Source organism: Alcanivorax quisquiliarum (assembly GCF_023051175.1).
Classification (GTDB): domain Bacteria; phylum Pseudomonadota; class Gammaproteobacteria; order Pseudomonadales; family Alcanivoracaceae; genus Isoalcanivorax; species Isoalcanivorax quisquiliarum.
In genome coordinates this window covers 187,055-204,235 of sequence record NZ_JALKII010000001.1, presented here as the reverse complement: position 1 = coordinate 204,235, position 17,181 = coordinate 187,055, and the positions used below count along the sequence as shown (strand labels likewise).

Annotated in this window: 15 protein-coding genes and 1 pseudogene; 7 read left to right on the top strand and 9 right to left on the bottom strand. The window is 62.1% G+C overall.

The genetic code is table 11. From position 1 onward, the window contains the following. Window positions 1-257 precede the first annotated feature (257 nt). On the bottom strand, window positions 258-1,472 hold the full coding sequence (locus tag MU846_RS00950; protein ID WP_246947344.1) for an acyl-CoA dehydrogenase family protein: 1,215 nt from the start codon (window positions 1,470-1,472) through the stop codon (window positions 258-260). Between the two features lie 12 nt (window positions 1,473-1,484). After that, window positions 1,485-2,582, bottom strand: a complete 1,098-nt coding sequence (locus MU846_RS00945; protein ID WP_246947342.1) for an acyl-CoA dehydrogenase family protein — start codon at window positions 2,580-2,582, stop codon at window positions 1,485-1,487. A gap of 445 nt (window positions 2,583-3,027) precedes the next feature. Between MU846_RS00945 and MU846_RS00940 the strand changes: the two genes are divergently transcribed. Both MU846_RS00940 and MU846_RS00935 read left to right on the top strand, forming a co-directional pair. Next, the gene (locus tag MU846_RS00940) at window positions 3,028-4,185 is read left to right on the top strand and encodes a GGDEF domain-containing protein (RefSeq protein WP_246947340.1); all 1,158 of its coding nucleotides are present in this window, start codon (window positions 3,028-3,030) and stop codon (window positions 4,183-4,185) included. Between the two features lie 61 nt (window positions 4,186-4,246). Continuing rightward, the gene (locus MU846_RS00935) at window positions 4,247-4,813 is read left to right on the top strand and encodes a YecA/YgfB family protein (protein ID WP_246947338.1); all 567 of its coding nucleotides are present in this window, start codon (window positions 4,247-4,249) and stop codon (window positions 4,811-4,813) included. On the opposite strand, the gene MU846_RS00930 is transcribed toward MU846_RS00935, so the two are convergent. Beyond that, window positions 4,810-5,436, bottom strand: a complete 627-nt coding sequence (locus MU846_RS00930) for a hypothetical protein (protein ID WP_246947336.1) — start codon at window positions 5,434-5,436, stop codon at window positions 4,810-4,812. The two genes, MU846_RS00935 and MU846_RS00930, sit on opposite strands and share 4 nt — an antisense overlap. Before the next feature lie 631 nt (window positions 5,437-6,067). On the opposite strand from MU846_RS00930, the gene MU846_RS00925 reads away from it, so the two are divergent. After that, window positions 6,068-6,445, top strand: a complete 378-nt coding sequence (locus MU846_RS00925; RefSeq protein ID WP_246947334.1) for a DUF4398 domain-containing protein — start codon at window positions 6,068-6,070, stop codon at window positions 6,443-6,445. 2 nt (window positions 6,446-6,447) lie between these two features. Further along, window positions 6,448-7,206 carry an OmpA family protein gene (locus tag MU846_RS00920; RefSeq protein WP_246947332.1) on the top strand — a complete coding sequence of 253 codons (759 nt, stop codon included), beginning with the start codon at window positions 6,448-6,450 and terminating at the stop codon, window positions 7,204-7,206. Window positions 7,207-7,327: 121 nt separating this feature from the next. Here MU846_RS00920 and MU846_RS00915 read toward each other — a convergent pair whose 3' ends face one another. Continuing rightward, complete coding sequence (locus MU846_RS00915) at window positions 7,328-8,908, bottom strand: GMC oxidoreductase (RefSeq protein ID WP_246947330.1); 1,581 nt, start codon at window positions 8,906-8,908, stop codon at window positions 7,328-7,330. A gap of 268 nt (window positions 8,909-9,176) precedes the next feature. Between MU846_RS00915 and MU846_RS00910 the strand changes: the two genes are divergently transcribed. Then, the gene (locus MU846_RS00910) at window positions 9,177-10,310 is read left to right on the top strand and encodes a prolipoprotein diacylglyceryl transferase family protein (RefSeq protein WP_246947328.1); all 1,134 of its coding nucleotides are present in this window, start codon (window positions 9,177-9,179) and stop codon (window positions 10,308-10,310) included. A 150-nt stretch (window positions 10,311-10,460) separates the two neighbouring features. Here MU846_RS00910 and trhO read toward each other — a convergent pair whose 3' ends face one another. From trhO to MU846_RS00895, 3 genes are all read right to left on the bottom strand, one after another. Then, window positions 10,461-11,405, bottom strand: a complete 945-nt coding sequence (gene trhO, locus MU846_RS00905) for an oxygen-dependent tRNA uridine(34) hydroxylase TrhO (RefSeq protein WP_246947326.1) — start codon at window positions 11,403-11,405, stop codon at window positions 10,461-10,463. Between the two features lie 41 nt (window positions 11,406-11,446). Beyond that, window positions 11,447-11,764 carry a BolA family protein gene (locus MU846_RS00900; protein WP_246947324.1) on the bottom strand — a complete coding sequence of 106 codons (318 nt, stop codon included), beginning with the start codon at window positions 11,762-11,764 and terminating at the stop codon, window positions 11,447-11,449. 67 nt (window positions 11,765-11,831) lie between these two features. Next, window positions 11,832-13,367 carry a carboxylesterase/lipase family protein gene (locus MU846_RS00895; protein WP_246947322.1) on the bottom strand — a complete coding sequence of 512 codons (1,536 nt, stop codon included), beginning with the start codon at window positions 13,365-13,367 and terminating at the stop codon, window positions 11,832-11,834. 173 nt (window positions 13,368-13,540) lie between these two features. On the opposite strand from MU846_RS00895, the gene MU846_RS00890 reads away from it, so the two are divergent. Further along, entirely contained in the window at window positions 13,541-13,891 is a 351-nt protein-coding gene (locus MU846_RS00890) for a phasin family protein (RefSeq protein ID WP_246947321.1), read from the top strand. A 157-nt stretch (window positions 13,892-14,048) separates the two neighbouring features. Here the strand turns inward: MU846_RS00890 and MU846_RS00885 are convergent, their stop codons facing one another. Further along, the gene (locus tag MU846_RS00885) at window positions 14,049-15,158 is read right to left on the bottom strand and encodes an NAD(P)/FAD-dependent oxidoreductase (protein WP_246947318.1); all 1,110 of its coding nucleotides are present in this window, start codon (window positions 15,156-15,158) and stop codon (window positions 14,049-14,051) included. 221 nt (window positions 15,159-15,379) lie between these two features. Here MU846_RS00885 and MU846_RS00880 point away from each other — a divergent pair, with 221 nt between their 5' ends. After that, a complete protein-coding gene (locus MU846_RS00880; RefSeq protein ID WP_246947317.1) occupies window positions 15,380-16,360 on the top strand; it encodes a malate dehydrogenase in 981 nt (326 codons plus the stop codon). Between the two features lie 613 nt (window positions 16,361-16,973). Here MU846_RS00880 and MU846_RS00875 read toward each other — a convergent pair. Continuing rightward, window positions 16,974-17,126, bottom strand: a pseudogene (locus MU846_RS00875) (transposase); the annotation flags it as partial. Window positions 17,127-17,181 lie beyond the last annotated feature (55 nt).

Genomic DNA, 17,181 nt, shown 5'->3' with positions numbered 1-17,181 from the left:
AGCCAGACCGGACACAGGAGAAATGAGATACAGCCGAGATGGGAGATAGAGAGGCTGGACACAGGGAGACCGGATGCAGCAGGTTCGAGACACCCGCCAGGAAAACAGGACCGACGCCGGCCGCGACCTGATCGCTTTGGCTGCTCCTGTTTTTGCAGATCTTCATCGTGCGGCTAGAGCCGGCAGACGTGCGCCAGGCGAGCAAAACAGCTCTGCCCGCCCGGCGCCAGAGGAGCGGCTTTCAGTTGGCCGGCACGCTACTTCAGCTCTCGCGACGACAACCCGATCAGATGGCGTGCGACGATCAACTGCTGGATTTGCTGCGTGCCCTCGAAAATGTCGATGATCTTCGAGTCACGGGCGAATTTTTCCAGCAAATATTGCTCGCTGTACCCCAGTTCGCCACACAGCTCCACGCATTTGAGCGTGACATCATTCCCCATGCGCCCGGCCTTGGCTTTGCACATCGAGGCATGCATCGAGTTCGGCTGGCCGTTGTCCGCCATCCAGGCCGCTTTCAAGGTCATCAGGCGCGCCGCCTCCAGATCGGCCTCCATGCGATAGAGCTCGGCCTCGATAGCGCTACTGTTATACAGCGTGCGACTGTAATCCGCTTGTACGCCTTCCTTGCCGAGCAGCTCGCGGGTGATCTCCAGTGCCGCCCGCGCCAGCCCCAGCGCCATCGCGGCAACCGCCGGACGTGTGCTGTCGAAGGTCTGCATCACGCCACCAAACGCTTTCCGGCGCGCTGCTTCGGTGTCTGCTATCTCGGCGGAACCGAGAATGTTCTCCTTGGGAATGCGGCAATTATCGAACGACAGTGCAGCCGTATCGGAGATGCGCAGGCCCATCTTCTGCTCGACACGCGTCAGCGTCATGCCTGGCGCACCTTGCGGCACGATAAACGATTTGATCGCTGCCTTGCCCTTGCTTTTGTCCAGCGTCGCCCAGACCACGATGGCATCGCCCCGCTCGCCTGCCGTGCAGAATATCTTTTCGCCGTTGAGCACCCATTCGTCACCATCGAGCTCTGCCGTGGTGGCAATCGCCGCCGAGTCGGAGCCGGCGCCTGGCTCGGTGATCGCCATTGCGCAATATAGCTTGCCGAACTTTTCTTTCTGCTCCGGCGTGCCCACGGCCTGGATCGCGGCATTGCCGAGGCCGGAACCGGGCACCGACAGTAGCAGGCCCACATCACCCCAGCACAGCTCCTCGCCGGCCACGATGCCCGCCAGGTTGGCGCCATTACGGCTGCCCGCAGCCGATGAGGATGCACCTTTCTTATCGGCTTTCTCGTCGTTTGTACCGCGCATGGCATTGCGCATCTGGGCCAGTGGCTTGAGCTCTTCCGGTGTCGGGCCGTGTTCGATCTTGTCGTACTTGCGCGAAATCGGCCGGAAGATGCCCGCAGCCACCTGGTGGCTCATTTTTTGCAGATTCTGCAATTTGGTCGGCAGCTCGAAATTAATCATGATGATCTCCTGTCACACCGTTGCCGCGCCTTCGAGCACGCCCACAGCGCGCAGGTTGCGGTACCACATTTCCAGCGGGTAATCCCGGATGAACCCGGCACCGCCAAACAGCTGCACGCCGTCGGTGCCGATCTGCATGGCGCGCTCGGCACAGGCCACTCGCGCCAGATACGCCTCGCGATGAAACGGCAGGCCCTGCTCGGCGCGGCTGGCTGCTTGCCACACCAGCAGGCGCATGCCTTCCAGCTCGATGGCCATGTCGGCGACGGTGAACGCCACCGACTGCCGCCAGGCGATCGGCTCGCCGAAAGCCTTGCGTTCCTTTACATAGGGAATGCAGTAATCGAGTACCGCCTGGCAGCACCCGACTGCGATCGCGGCGATGCCCAGCCGGGACAAATCCACCAGGCGCTCAAGATCAAAATTGGCCAGCCGGTGGCTGGCCGGCACGCGCACATCAGCCAGCGTCACGGTGGCGGTGTCCACAGCCCGCAAACCCATATATTCCTCGCTGGCCGTGGTCAGGCCCGCGCTACCGCGCTCCACGACGAACGCGGCGGGCACGCCGTCAAACGCTGCAATTACCAGCAGTAGCTCAGCACTGCTGCCGAGGATCACCATGCGTTTTTCGCCGCGCAGTACATAGTCGTCGCCCTCTCGAACGGCCTGGGTAGCCAGCTCCGCCGGTTCGAACGTGGCGCGTTTTTCCATCAACGCGACGGTGGCGGCCACGAAATGTTCCTGAGCGAGACGCGGCAGAAAGGCTTGTTGCTGGGCCTCGTCACCAAAATCCAGTATCGCGTTGATGAACCCCTGTGGTGCCAGTGTTGCCAGCGCCAGGGAAACATCGCCGTAGCCCAGATCTTCCGCATTCAGCACGTTGGACATGGGCGAGCGCGGCTCGCCAGCGCCACCAAGGGCCTCGGGCACCGGCAATAATGCCAGGCCCAGCTCCGTGGTGCGCTCCAGAAAACCCTCCGGCACACAACCGGCTTCGTCGGCCGGCCTCGCCACACTGCGCAGCTGCTGTTCGGCAAACCGCTGCATGCTCTGTCGCGTGATGCGCTGCTCTTCGGTAAGGGAAAGATCAAATGGTCGATCCTGGCTCATGGCCACGTCTCCTGCTGGTTCGGCCCAATCCTGCACGAGCGTGCAACCAAGGTTTAAACGCTCGTTTGAGAACAGGATGCTGACATAGCCACAGGCAGCCACACAAGGCGCCCTGTTAACCGCCCAGCACACTCTGACCGAAACGGCCATTGCTCGGGCGCGCGCTGCATGCTTGGCGGCTGCCAGCGGGAACCGGAGCAATATGTGATACCGTTCTGATATCACCCGGCGCTCCCTGCCTACCGCTCGGCAGAGAGTGGTGCAAACGGATTGCCTCCGGCCAGCGAAAAGGGGCACCTTATGACAAACGGGTTTATGAGAACCAGGGCACATAATCACTATCGCACAGGGAAGCCTGCCGGCACGACGCTGGGCCATCGCAGCGCTGCAATGTCTGGACGCCATGCTCTCAGCCCGCCTTTGCCGCACTGATTTATGGACAGCCATGCCACGCCAGCCCGACCAGAACCCGGAAGCCCTCCAGCTCGGGGATAATCATCAGCGCAGAATGCTGCGCCTGCGCCGACAGCGCATGGCGGTGTATTCCTATTTGCTGGTGTGGGGCGCCACCTTGCTGGGCATCCGCATTGGTTTCTTCGAACCGGACACCCCGCACTGGCTGCTATTCGGCGCGACGCTCGCGGCCAATCTGGTGTTTTTCCTGATCATTCGCCATGGCATATCGGAACGCTGGAGTGACCCGAGCCTGACGGCCCCGCAGATGATCGTCGGCATTATCCTGATTACCGCCTTGCTGCATTATTCCCGCGAGCTGCGCGGCGCCATGATCGCGGTGTATTTCATGGCGATGACATTCGGGGTGTTCGCACTCAGCCGCCACCGCATGATCCTGATGTCCGCATTTGTACTGCTGTGTTTCGCGAGCCTGGAAGCCTGGGAATGGCAGCAGGCGCCGCAGACGAAGATCATCAGCATTTCTTTCGGTCATCTCAGCATTCTGCTGCTGGGCCTGCTCTGGTTTGTGTATGTCGGAGGGCATATCCGCAATCTGCAACAGCGCAATCAGCAGCAGCGCGCCTCCTTGCGGGCCCAGCAGCGCCACCTTGAGGCGATCAACCTGAAGCTTCAGGAGGCCATGGCAAAACTTGAAGAGGTGGCCATTCGTGATCCGCTGACCGGGCTGTTCAATCGCCGGCATTTTACCGAACGCTTCGACGAAGAAATTGCACGGGCAGAACGCAGTGGCAGCGCGCTGCATCTGGCGCTGATTGATCTTGATCACTTCAAGCAGATCAATGATCGCCACGGGCATCAGGCCGGCGACATGGTGCTGCGCGGCTTTGCCGAGACTGCCCGGCAGACGTTGCGACGCTCCGACCTGCTGGCTCGCTACGGTGGCGAAGAATTCGTGGTGTTGTTCACGGATGGCAAGGCGCCGGATATCGAGGCGGTGCTGGACCGGCTGCGCCAGGGGTTGGCCACCACACGGTTTGGTGATACGCCGGGGTTTCAGGTCACTCTTTCCGCAGGGCTAGCCAGCTACCGGCGCGGCGATACGGCCGATACGTTGACACAACGGGCCGACCGCGCCCTTTATCAGGCCAAACACGGCGGCCGCAATCAGCTGGTAGCAGTGGACTGACGGCCGGCGCCCGCTATACTCGGCGGCATACTCTCCCAGCCGCCTCCCAGCAGGATATTTCATGGACGCCCTTGATAACCCCACGCTGCGCAAGCAGATCGACACCTTCATTCAGCAAGCCGGCGAAGATGCACTGACCTGGGTGGAAACCCACGGGCTACTCTGTGCCACCGCGGTCGGGCCCGTGCCCCCAACAGGCTGGCAGCAGATCTGCCACGCCGAGGAAGATGCCGAAGTGCCGCCGGCCGTGGTCGAGGCACTGGCCAGCCTGCGGGAGCGCATCGCTGCAACGCTGGGCGCAGGCGAGCGCGTGCTGCTGCCCTGCCGCCTTGATCCCTATGCCGATGATGAAGGTAACGATCTCGCTGCCTGGTGCGCCGGGTTCATGGCCGGTGTCTTCATGCAGGAAGAAAGCTGGTACGCCAGCGACGAAGAGCAGATGGCTACCCTGCTGCTGCCCTTCGTGCTGATTGCCGGGCTGGATGAAGACCCCGAACTGGATGCGCTGTGGCAGGACGAAAAAGTGGTTCGCCAGATGGCCATGGGGCTGCCGGATCTGCTGGAAGAGCTGTTCCTGCACTTCCATGCACCGGATGCCCCGGAAGAAACCGACGCCAGCGACGATTAATCCTTACCGAGATCGGCGCCGGCCGGCGCCAGTGTCAGATGCCCCACATCGGGGACCGCAATGGCCGCCGCTCGGGGCAGCTCGCCCAGCTCCGTGCCCGGTGGCGCCAGGCTCAAGTGGCCGGTATCCGGCGCAGGCGGGGGCGGTGCCACCGGCTGCTCCATCAGTGCGGCGCCCGGTTCTGCCACCTCAAAACGCCCCTGAAAACCAGCGCCCCCGGTACGCACCGTCCCCACCATCTGCACATCTCCCTGCGCAGCCATAGCATCCGGCGTTGCCGAATGAGTGGTGGGAGATGCGTTGGAAGAAGCGTCGAGAGAAGTGACCGGAACAGTAGCCGCCTGTGAAGCCGGCGAGGGGGTTGTGGCGGTAACCGACGGCCCTGCGGCAACAGGCTCCACCTCGCACAGCGCACCCGCCTGCTTCAGCGCCGCGCGAAATTTCATCGTGGTCGCCTGATCCGCATCTTTTTTCAGCACCACTCGCTGCCCGCTGAACAGGGCTTCGACCTTTTCCGGCGAGATGCGAAACAAGCGCGCCAGATTGGCACGCACCGTCTCAGGCGCTGCACCTTGCTGGACACGCCCGCGAAAAATAATATTGAACAACCTGGTATCACTCACGGTGCCCCTCCCGATCGGTCATCCGATACTGCCCCCTGGCCTTGCCCCACTCGGGCGCGGCCAGACTGAAGCCTAGCAGCTCTGGTGCGCCCGTTCCGCTCTTTTTGCCTCGTCTGCCCACGTACGAACACGCCATGAAGGCTCTGCCAATGTAAAACAAGCGTTCCTCACTGCCTTGCGCCGGCACAGCGCCCGGGCCACTGTCAGCGTATATTGGGCCGGGCCTGAAAATAGTCTGGCGGAAGGTGCCCGGCAGCCGGATCGCCGGACGAAACCCCGATTTTCTTTCTCCCGACGCGATACGGCAGCCCACTGGCATGGCGCGCCCATCCGCCGCAAGCGAAGCTGCTTGTTTACAGCACAAAGTATCAACATTGCGCGCTGGAAATCAGCCCGCGCACGCCACATGTAAAATAAAACACGGCCATCTGTTTCACCTGCGCACCTTCACTTAGGATGGAAATATGTCCTGATATTTCAGGCGCTGTACGCCCGTTCCGCAGTTTGTCACGGAGCGGGCCTGAAGGCTTGCAGCAGGCGCGGTTCGTCGTCGCGCTGCAAAGGGTTTTCTGATCTGAACCGAGGTTGTCCCGGTACTGACCTTTTACTACCCGCACACAAGGAGATTTCCATGAGGAACGTGAGATGCGCACGCTTGGCCATGCTATCCGCAGCGGCGCTTTTCCTGGCCGCCTGTGCAAGCGCGCCGCCCCCGACAGAAAAGGTTCAGGCTGCCGAGCTTGCCGTCAACCGAGCACAGACGGCGGAAGTGCCACTGGAAGGTCAGGTTGACCTGACGCGCGCACGGGAAAAGCTGGACGCAGCGCAGCGTGCGATGAGCAACCATGACAACGAAGAGGCTGCACGGTTGGCTGATCAGGCACGCGCCGATGCCGAGCTGGCACTGGCAAAATCCGAGACCGCCAAGGCCAAGCAGTCTGCTGAGCAGATGCGCAAGAGCATCGAAACATTGCAGCAGGAAATTCGACATAGCGCAGGAGGCCGCTGATCATGATGACCTTTCGCAAAGCAGCAGTGATGGCACTGATCCTGGGCGGCAGCGCCATGGTGGGCTGCGCGTCCAACCCGGCGGATGACCCGGATATGAGCGCCGTGCGCGAGCGCCTCACGGCACTGCAAAATGACCCGCAACTCAGCCCACGTGCGCCGGTGGCAATCGTGCAGGCCGAGCGCGCCGTCAACGCCGCCGAAACCTCCATTCGTGAAGGGGCCAATCGCGAGGAGATCAACCACCGTATCTATCTGGCCAACAACCGCATCGAGCTGGCACGCACGGAAGCCGAACGGCGCCTGGCCAATGATGAAGTCAGCAAGCTGGGTGAAGATCGCGAGCGGGCCATTCTGGAGGCCCGCACCCGCGAGGCGGATATGCTGCGCGAACAGCTCAATGCGCGTGAAACGGATCGCGGCATGGTGGTGACGCTGGGCGATGTATTGTTCGAGACGGGCAAATCCGACCTCAAGTCGGGCGCCCGCAGCAACCTCAATCGCCTGGCACAGTTCATGAACCAGTACACCGACCGCACGGTACAGATCGAAGGGCACACCGACAGCACCGGCAGCGATGCCATCAACCGCCGCCTGTCACAGGAACGTGCCGATTCGGTGAAAAACTACCTTGTGTCGCAAGGCATCAGTGGCGCCCGAATCACCACCGAAGGCAAGAGCAAGGATTTTCCGATTGCCGACAACTCGACCGCCGCTGGTCGCCAGCAGAACCGTCGTGTGGAGATCATCATCTCGCAATAGCAAGGTGTTGAGTGACACGATATCCTGCCCATGTGCCGTTGCGCCTCAAATCCCCCCTGCGAGGCGCTCGGTTCACGGCCAAAGGCCGCCTTTACTGGCGGCCTTTTCATTTGTTCGCGGATCAGTTGATGCCCGTGGCCGCATGCTCGGCCAGCGCCGCAATAGTCTGTGACGGGTTCAGGCCCAACGCGACCGGCACCACCGCGCCATCCATGACAAACAGATTCGGATAACCGAAGACCTCTCCCCGGTGATCCACCACCCCTTGTGCTGCACTGTCAGCCATTTTGCAGCCGCCCAGTGGATGGGGTGTTACCAGGTTGCGCAGCCAGCGCCAGGTCGGCGGAATCACCGCCCTGCCGCCCGTCGCAGCGCTTAAACGGGAATGCATCTTGACCAGCTCCTCGACGGCGTGCTCGGCGGCTCGGTAATCCCAGGCCAGCTTGAGACGATCACGCCGCCAGGGGGCGTACCAGCGCCGGCCCAGTGACAGTCGCCCGCCCGGTTCGTCTACCGCCTGCCCGAACCACGGCATCATCTGTGAAAGCGGATCGCGCTTGCCGCGCATGCGCGCCAGCGCTTGCGCCAGGCGGTTTCGCTCTATCGGTGCCAGCCGCAGGAAAAAGCGCTTTCGCCGCAGCATGCGGTTTGCCAGCAAATCGGGAAAACCACCGTCTTCGACAAAAAAGCGTGCGCCATTTTCGCTGCCATCGAGAAAGTCGATCGCGGCGGTAATGGTCGGCCCACGCGATGGGGAAATGTCACGATCCGGATAGAAGGCGGGCGTCAGAAAATCGCCATTGCTCAACCAGCCCTTGCCTAATTGACCGCTCAGTGCGGGCAGCGTCTGGTATTGATCCCGGCACCGTAGCAGCAGCTCGGTGGAACCGATGCTGCCTGCGGCGATCACCACGCGTTTTGCGTCAAGTGTATGGAAACGCTGTGCGGCAAGATCATGCACAGTCACCCGGTAGCCGCCTTCCGGCAGCGGCTCGATACACCGCACATGGTGCAGCGGCCGAATCTCGGCCCCGAGCCGCTCTGCGTCGGCGAGATAATTCAGATCGAGAGTATTTTTGGCCAGCACCGGGCAGCCGATATCGCAGTTGCCACAATGAATACAAGTGCCTTGCTGTTGCCCCTGCGCATTGATCCAGGTGCGCGAGCGTGCGTGGTCAAATGGCTGCGCCAGTCCGTAGTGCCATCCGGGATCAAAGGTGACAGCCAACGGCACACGGCGGAAACGATCTGCTGCGCCGACGGCGGCGGCGGCATCGCGCATCAGCTGCGTACGGGCGGTCAGCTGATTCTCCGGCAGCAACTGCACGTTCATCATGCGCGCCACTTGCTGATAATGCGGCACCAGCGCCGCATGGCTGATCGCCGCTGGCCAGCCGTGCTCGAAGCGCTCGGGCGGCGCCGGAATGCTGACGTTGGCATAGATCTGCGAGCCGCCGCCCACTGCCGCGCCTTGCACCACGCTCATGTCACCAAAGTAGCGAAAATCCAGCCAGCCGTTACGTCGGTGCGGCGCGGATTCGTCCCACCACCAATCCTTGCCGGACAGGCTGGGAAATGTTTCTCGCTGCCAGCGCCGGCCTCGCTCCAGCACCAACACGCGGGCGCCTTTCTGCGCCAGGCGTAACGCCATGACAGCACCGCCAAAGCCGCTGCCAATTACTATGGTGTCGTGTCTTTCCATTCCGATCCTGCCATTCCGATCCCGCCAATGCGTGCTGCTAAAAATGGCCCATCGCTTTGCAGCCACCGGAAAATCCGAACACCGGACTATATCCGTGCCGCGCCGGGAAGCATTGGCAGCATCGGCAGGCGGATGCTTCCAGCACGGCATCTGCGACGCATCCTGTCGCACCAGCGTTCATCAGCCTGTCATCGCGGTGTCACGACATCGACCGAAACAGGGGCCACGCTGTGAGCATGAACTCGGGTGGTAAGAATGGAGGGAAGGCATGATCCCGGACGGCTCCCCTACGTTAGTGGCTAACCTGTTTCTGCTCTCTGCCGGCGCTATATTGCTGTTGCTCTATCGCTGGCTGTTTCGCATATTGCCCGGCGCACGCTGGCAGTTTCTGGCGGTGCTGCCGCGCAAAAAACTGCCCGATGGCAGCTGGTCAGGGCTTAATCTCACCTTTTACGGGTTTTTCAGTGCCACCGCCGGCGCCATTGCCGTGGCCTGTTTTATCTTGCTGGCCGGTTCGGCTGGCGCCGATCTGAGCGTGATGCTGGTGCTGACCGTCTGTGTGCTGGCGGCCTGCTTGCCAGCAGCCAAAATCATTGCCACGCGTGTAGAAAAAAACCCCCATGGCTTTACCGTCGGCGGCGCCAGTTTTGTCGGCATCATTCTCGCGCCTGTTCTGCTCTGGCTCATGGATGATGTGGCACGGGCATGGTTCGGGACAGCCTTGCCGGTATGGCCACTGCTGGCCGCGATGGCGATTGCTTATGTGCTCGGTGAAGGCATCGGCCGGTTGGGCTGTATCAGCTTCGGTTGCTGCTACGGCAGGCCGCTGGAACAGGTCTCGCCGACGCTCCGCAACTGGCTGGCGCCGCATACGCCGATATATGAAGGGGAAACCAAGAAGATTCACTTCGCGGGCGGCCTCGGTGGCCGCAAAGTGGTGCCGATCCAGGCCATCACCTGCTTGTTTTATACCTTGCTCGCATTGGCCAGCATGGCGCTGTTTTTCTATCAGCAGTTTGTGCTGGCGTTTCTGCTTGCGCTGCTTGGCAGCCAGCTCTGGCGCCTGTATTCGGAAACCTTGCGCGCGGATTTTCGCGGCCAGCACAAACAGGTATCGGTTTATCAGGCGATGGCGCTCGGTGCCTGCCTGTGGGCATTGGCGATCAGCATCATCCTGCCGGCCCCCGGCGTGGCGGTAGATATTCGCAGCGGCATGGTAATGCTCTGGCAGCCGGCGGTATTGCTGGCGTTACAGGGAATCTGGGTGCTGATGTTTGTCTATAGCGGCAGCAGCACCATCACTCGCAGCCAGCTGCATTTCCGTCTGGCGCCCGACTGGCAAAGCCAGGCGGGATGCGATGCACCAGCCACCGCACGCGGTGAAAGCCGGCAGCCCGTATAGGCGCATCGCCTTTGCGCCTGCGCCCATCATGACGCCGCGACGAAAACCCTGGTTACGCGAGCAGCCCTCGCCAGCGCAGGCGCTGTGAGTGCACTATGAGCGCACTAAGGGGAGGCACGAATAGTCCGTGCTTAACGGGTGGACGTGCTATCAGGCGCTTTTGCTGCCCTGCTTCGCCTCACGCGGATTGCTGCCCCGGTGCGGCACACCTTTGCGCCTGGCCAGTTCTATTTGCTTCTGACGCTCGGCAAAGCGTTGTTTTTGCTCCTCGGTGGAGCTGTCAAAGCACTTCGGGCATGACACGCCCGGCTGATATTGCGCCGATTGCTTTTCCTCTTCGGAAATCGGGCGCCGGCACGCATGGCACTGATCGTAGCTGCCCGGCTGCAAATCATGATCCACCGTCACACGCTCGTCGAATACGAAGCACTCGCCTTCCCATAGCGAGCTGTCGCGGGGCACCTCTTCCAGATACTTCAGAATACCGCCCTGCAAGTGATAGACCTCCTCGAACCCCTCCTGCTTGAGCAGCGCCGTGGATTTTTCGCAGCGAATCCCGCCAGTACAGAACATTGCCACCTTGCGATGCCGGGCCGGATCCAGGTTTGCCCGCACATAGGCGGGAAACTCCCGAAAGCTGCGGGTGTTGGGATTGACCGCGCCCTTGAACGTACCGACCTCATATTCGTAGTCGTTGCGCGTATCAATCAGCAACACCTCGGGATCGGAAATCAATGCGTTCCAATCTGCCGGCGTCACATAGGTACCCACCACATGACGTGGATCAATGCCCTCCTCGCCCATGGTGACGATTTCTTTTTTCAGCTTGACCTTGGAGCGCAGGAACGGATGCTCGGCATGCAATGACTCCTTATGCTCAAGCGTGGCGAAACGCTCATCGCTGCGCAGCCAGCCCAGCACACCATCCACGCCTGCGCGGGTGCCCGAAATGGTGCCGTTGATCCCTTCCCTGGCCAGCAGCAGCGTGCCGCGCACGCCCATCCGCTCCATTTCGGCCCGCAGCGGGGCCTGGAGTGCTTCAAAATCATCCAGCTGCACAAACTTGTAGAGGGCGGCAACAACAATCTGGCTCATGGTGTACTCGGTCTGTTCAGGCGCTCGGAAAGACGGGTATATCAGCTGCTCTGGCTACCACCTCGGCAGTTTGGCGAATCAGCGGCTTCAGCGCCGCGAGCCTGCCATTCTTCCGGGGTAAAGGTGTGCAGCGCCAGTGCATGCACCGGCCCCGCCAGCTCTTCCGCCACCAGCGCGTAGATTTTCTGATGCCGCTGCACCAGGCGCAGGCCGCTGAAGGCGTCGGACACCAGCACCAGCTTGAAGTGCGAATCGGTCGCCGGGCCACTGTGCTGATGGCTTTCGTTCTCAAGCTCCAAGTGTGCCACAGGCAACGCCTCTCGCACCTTGCGCTCGATCAATTCCGCGACACTACTCATACTGCCTCTCCACACATTCAGGGCCACACGTCCAGGGCCGCTATTCTACCGTTTCGCCGGCGTTGGTCTATGTGTGCGCCCCGCCAGCCCCGGCGGCGGGATCGCCCGCAGGAATGATCGGCTCCCACAATGCCGCCCTCGCTTCGTCCAGAATCGGTGCCATGCCCTGCTCACGGCCCAGCAGCTCCGCCCCGGCAGGCCACGGCGCCCAGCCGGGTGATTCACCCCGCGCAAAATCGCCCCATGCCTGCTGCACGCGGCGGGACAACGCCGCGGCCTGCTCGCCGCCGCCGGTAAACAGCTGCCCTACCGGCGTATCGGTAATACCGAACACAAAGGGCACATCCACCACATGGCAGGCGCCTAGCGGCACGCCCAACATTTCCGCCTCCCAGGTGAATTGGAACGCCCAGGCCTGGCCGCCCGCGCTGTGCTGCGCATCAAGCAGCCGCTGTGTCGGCACGCGAAACAGGTTGTCGCCCTCCATGGCGCTGAACCAGTCGAGGTTGCAGCGGCGGGGGTCTGGCGTCACCTGCTCTTGATAGTGAACGAACGCGGCTTCGCCGTGCTCCGGCAATGCCCGCATGAAGCGGCGGAAGATGGCAGCGTCGGCCACCTCCCGCAGCGCCGCCATCTGCTTGCCGCCGTTGAACGGCGGCGCGTACTGGAACAAGTGGTATTCGTCACGGCAAACACCCGCCATGATTGCCCGGTCGCGGGCGCAGCCGGCAGCAATGGCATCAAGTGGCCGCCGGGGCAGCAAATCACCATCGACGACCGGCATGAACACCATGCTCTGGCTTGGCGTGCTTTGCCGCAATCCGCGCAGCACCGGGCTACTGTAGGCAGCGCGCTGGGCTTTAACGATATCCCGTGCCGAGGCATCCATCAGCGTCATGCCGGCGGGCAGAGCCTGCGCCACGCGGCAGCTGACACCCTCCGCCTCTGCCGGCGCCAGCACCATGTCGGCCGAACCGGATTGCACGATTGCCCGCTGAAACAGATCATCTGCGGCGGGCGTCGCCAACAATGTGGCGACGCTGAAACCGCCTGCGGACTCGCCGAACACAGTCACCTGCCGTGGATCACCACCGAAGCCGGCAATGTTGCGTTGCACCCAGGCCAATGCGGCGATCTGATCGCGCAAGCCAAGGTTGCCGTCTGCCTCAAGCTCGGGAAAACAGCCATAGCCCCACACGCCCAGGCGGTAGGCTGCATTGACAACAATCACCTGCTGCGCGGCAGCCAGCCGTGCACCATGATACAACAGCTGCGATGGCGAGCCGCTGGTGTAACCGCCGCCATGGAACCAGACCATCACCGGAAACGGGCCATCCCCTTCCGGCACCCAGATGTTCACCGCCAGACAATCATCGCCGATTTCATCCACCCCCATCATCGGGTTGCGCTCTTGCCAGGCCGGCATGGCAACCCGCTCCGCTGCACGCACGCCAGACCAGGGCAAAGCCGGCTGCGGCCCGCGCCAACGCCAAGCGCCGACTGGCGGCGCCGCAAAGGGGATGCCACGATACTCGGTAATACCCTGCTCGCGGCGCAAGCCCGTTACCCGCCCGGTTTCAATCTCTATCGCCTGCTGTGTCATCGACGCCCTTCTCCTGCCCAGGCACGCGGCCTGTGTTCAATTGTCCGACAGCTATGCCCGGAGCCGCACCGTCGGCCCGCTAGACTGCTGGCTGATCATGGGTGCTCCCACCTGTGAGCCGGCACCGGGAACCGGACGCCTGACCAAGAACACACTGCCCAAGGAGCAAAATAATGCCTGAGATCGAAAAGGAAAGCCTGGCGGGTATCAACGCACGCCTGGAACAAGCCCGCGAAGAATTGACCCGTGCGCTGGAGCAGGCCCGCAAGGCCGCTCGTGGCGTGACCACGCGCCTGAGCGAGCGCGGCACCGCGCTGTTCGAGGAGTTGGTCAAAGCCGGTGAAGCGCGGCAGAAATCAGCCGGCACGGGTAAAGCCGCCGCCGAGGGCACGCTGGACACCCTGCGCCAGCGCACTGTCGATCTGCTGGGCGTGCCCACTCGCGAGGACATGGCCGCGCTGAACCGCAAGCTCGACAGCCTCACCCGCAAGGTGCGCAAGATCGAGAAAGCCGCCAGCGCCTGAGCCTCCGCGCCAGACTTACGGCCACGCCAGTCTTACCAGGCGTGGCCCGCTCTGCCCATGGCGAGCTCGCCACGGCGTGACATACTCGGGCTTGATCCGTGTCAGCCCGCCGTTCCCAGCGTTCCAGATTTTCCTGGCCTTCCTTACCTTCCTGATTTCATCCATCACTGGCCCGGTCAGCGGGCTTCAGCCAACGCTGCCAGCTCTGCATCAGTGTCAGCCCATCGGCCATGCCAGTGGTAACCGGGCGGCGCAAGCCATGCACCAGGGCGCCAAATGCCAGCGGCAAGCTGCCGTAGAACAACCGCGTCAGCTGCCGGGTGCGTGCCAATTCATGGCGCCACGGCATCATCAGCTGTTCATAGCGCTGCACCGCATCCCCGGCCTCCATGAGCGCCAGCGCGGCGTGCCGACCGCTGAGCAGCGCACCGTAGATGCCCTCCCCCAGCAACGGCTCGGCCAACCCGGCCGCGTCGCCGGTAAACAGTACGCGGCCCGCCGTCAGCCGCAATTGCGCACCCTGCGTGGCGATGGGGAAACCCTGCACGGCCGTCAGTTGATCCGTGCCCAGTTGCCGGCGCGCATAAGCTGCCAGCGTAGCCTGCCCGAGCCCGGTGCCCTGGCGCCAGCTGTAGAGCCCCACGTTGATGTGATCGCCTTTCGGAAACAGCCAGCCATAGCCGCCGGCCACGGTGCCGAAATCAAACTGCATTGCAGGCCAACGCACACAGTCCTGCGTTGCCACTTGTCCCTCGATAGCAATAGCCGGTGCCTGCACAGGTTGCCCGCAGACCAGGCGGCGCACCGGGCTGTGCGCACCATCGGCAGCAATCAGCCAGGGCGCCCGGTAGGTGTGCCGCTGGCCGTCGTGGCGCACCGTCAAGGCAACACCGTCGTCGTGCTGGCGCACGCCCACCAGCGCATCGCAATGCAGCAACTCGGCGCCGGCTTGTTGAGCCTGCTGGCGATGCCAGCGATCGAATTCCGGCCGGTGAGTCAGCAGACAGAGATCACTGCCCGCCTGAAACGAAGAGGTGCGATAGCCACGCCAGCTCATCAACACTTCACGGGTGCGCTCGCGCACCACGCAGGAGGGGTCAGCCGGCAGCAGCCGCAGGGCCTTCGGCGTCAGGCCACCGGCACAGGGCTTGGCGCGGGCATGGGCCGGCCGATCCAGCCAGATCAGCGGCAGCCCCGCCGCTGCCAGGCAATAAGCCGCAGCGGCGCCAGCCGGGCCGGCTCCGACAACAATGGCATGAGTGTCCATATGCCTTCTTGTACCTCCTTACGCTTTATCTGGCAGTGTGCCCGTTTCGCGCTGCCTGCGTTGCTTTTCACCCGCCCCGTTGGCGGGCGGGGTGCGGACCCCGCGCCACTGCTTTATAATGCGCGCCGCCCTGGGGTCTCCGTCCCATCCGATCGCCCACAAAGCACTGGCGACGGTCTCCCCTTTTTACACCGCCCACAGGCGACAGATGGAGATTGTTCATGAAAGCACCCGTACGCGTCGCAGTCACTGGTGCAGCAGGCCAGATCAGCTATTCCCTGCTGTTTCGCATTGCCTCCGGCGACATGCTCGGCAAAGACCAGCCGGTGATTCTGCAACTGCTGGAAATCACGCCCGCGCTGGAGGCCCTGAAAGGCGTCGCCATGGAGCTTGACGACTGCGCGTTCCCGCTGCTGGCCGGCATCGTCCAGACTGACGATCCCAAGGTAGCTTTCAAGGATGCGCAGTACGCACTGCTGGTCGGCGCCCGCCCGCGTGGCCCCGGTATGGAGCGCAAGGATCTGCTGGAAGCCAACGCTGCCATCTTCTCCGTCCAGGGCAAGGCCATCAACGAAGTGGCCAGCCGTGACATCAAGGTACTGGTGGTCGGCAATCCTGCCAACACCAACGCACTGATCGCCCAGCGCAACGCTCCGGACATCAACCCGCGCCAGTTCACCGCCATGACCCGCCTGGATCACAACCGCGCCATGGCGCAGTTGGCCGGCAAGGTCGGCAAGACCGTCAATGACGTGAAAAAGATGCTGATCTGGGGCAACCACTCCTCCACCCAGTACCCGGACCTGCACCACGCTACCGTGGACGGCAAGGCCGCCATCGATCTGGTGGATCAGAGCTGGTACGAAGGCACTTACATCCCGGAAGTACAACAGCGCGGCGCGGCCATCATCAAGGCCCGTGGTGCCTCTTCCGCTGCCTCGGCAGCCTCCGCTGCGGTCGACCATATGCGTAGCTGGGCGCTGGGCACCGCCGAGGGCGATTGGGTATCGATGGGCATTTACAGCGACGGCTCCTACGGCATTCAGGAAGGCCTGATCTACTCCTTCCCCTGCACCTGCAAGAACGGCGACTGGGAAATTGTCCAGGGTCTGGAGATCAATGAGTTCTCCCGCGCTCGCATGCAGGCCACCGAGCAAGAGCTGGCCGAAGAGCGTGATGCCGTGCAGCACCTGTTGCCATAAGCCGTTTTCCGGCTTTGCACATGTCGCGTCACCACAGCGCGACGTATCATGAAAAAACGGGGCTTGCGCCCCGTTTTTTTGGTTCATCGTCGATTTCCGTGGAGTCATTTCCGGTATCCGCGAAAGCACTAAACGGTTATCCAAAATACCGATCTTTTTGCTCTCCTCGCCTCTTGTGGGACAAGCGAAGCGCAGAACAGCCGCAGGCTGGCCCGAAGGGTGAGCGAATCAGATTTTGCCCCCTCTCCCCTTGTGGGAGAGGGGTTGGGGGAGAGGGGGCTGCGGACATGCAGCTGACACGATACCTGCTACATGTTGCACTATTTTCACTTCTCTTCAGTAGAAATTTCTATAAAAATTCCACAATCAAAAAATCCCGAGCGCTAGCCAGTTTCGTTCTCGCTCAAATGCCGAGTATATATTTTCTGCCATAATCTCCCCCTCTCCCCAACCCCTCTCCCACAAGGGGAGAGGGGCTAAAAAAGGTTTGTCGTCGCTTTCTGTGCAGCTATTTCCGGTATCCGCGAAAGCACCAATCGGTTGTTCAAAAACACCAAGCTTTTCTTGCCACCCTCTCTCCTTGTGGAAAAATGGAAGAGGGGCTAAAAAAGGTTCATCGTTGAATACCGGGGAAGGCGGCACGGATTTTAAGGAAGAAATACTCCTGATCCCGGTAGCCGTAGGCCCTGCGTTTGATCACCTTGATGGTGTTAGTGATGCCCTCGACGATGCTGGTGTTTAACGGAGGTCGGCAACCAGATACTATCGCCTTCCTATCCAGTTGCTCGGTGTTCAGGGCAGGTTCAGATAACCGCACTTAT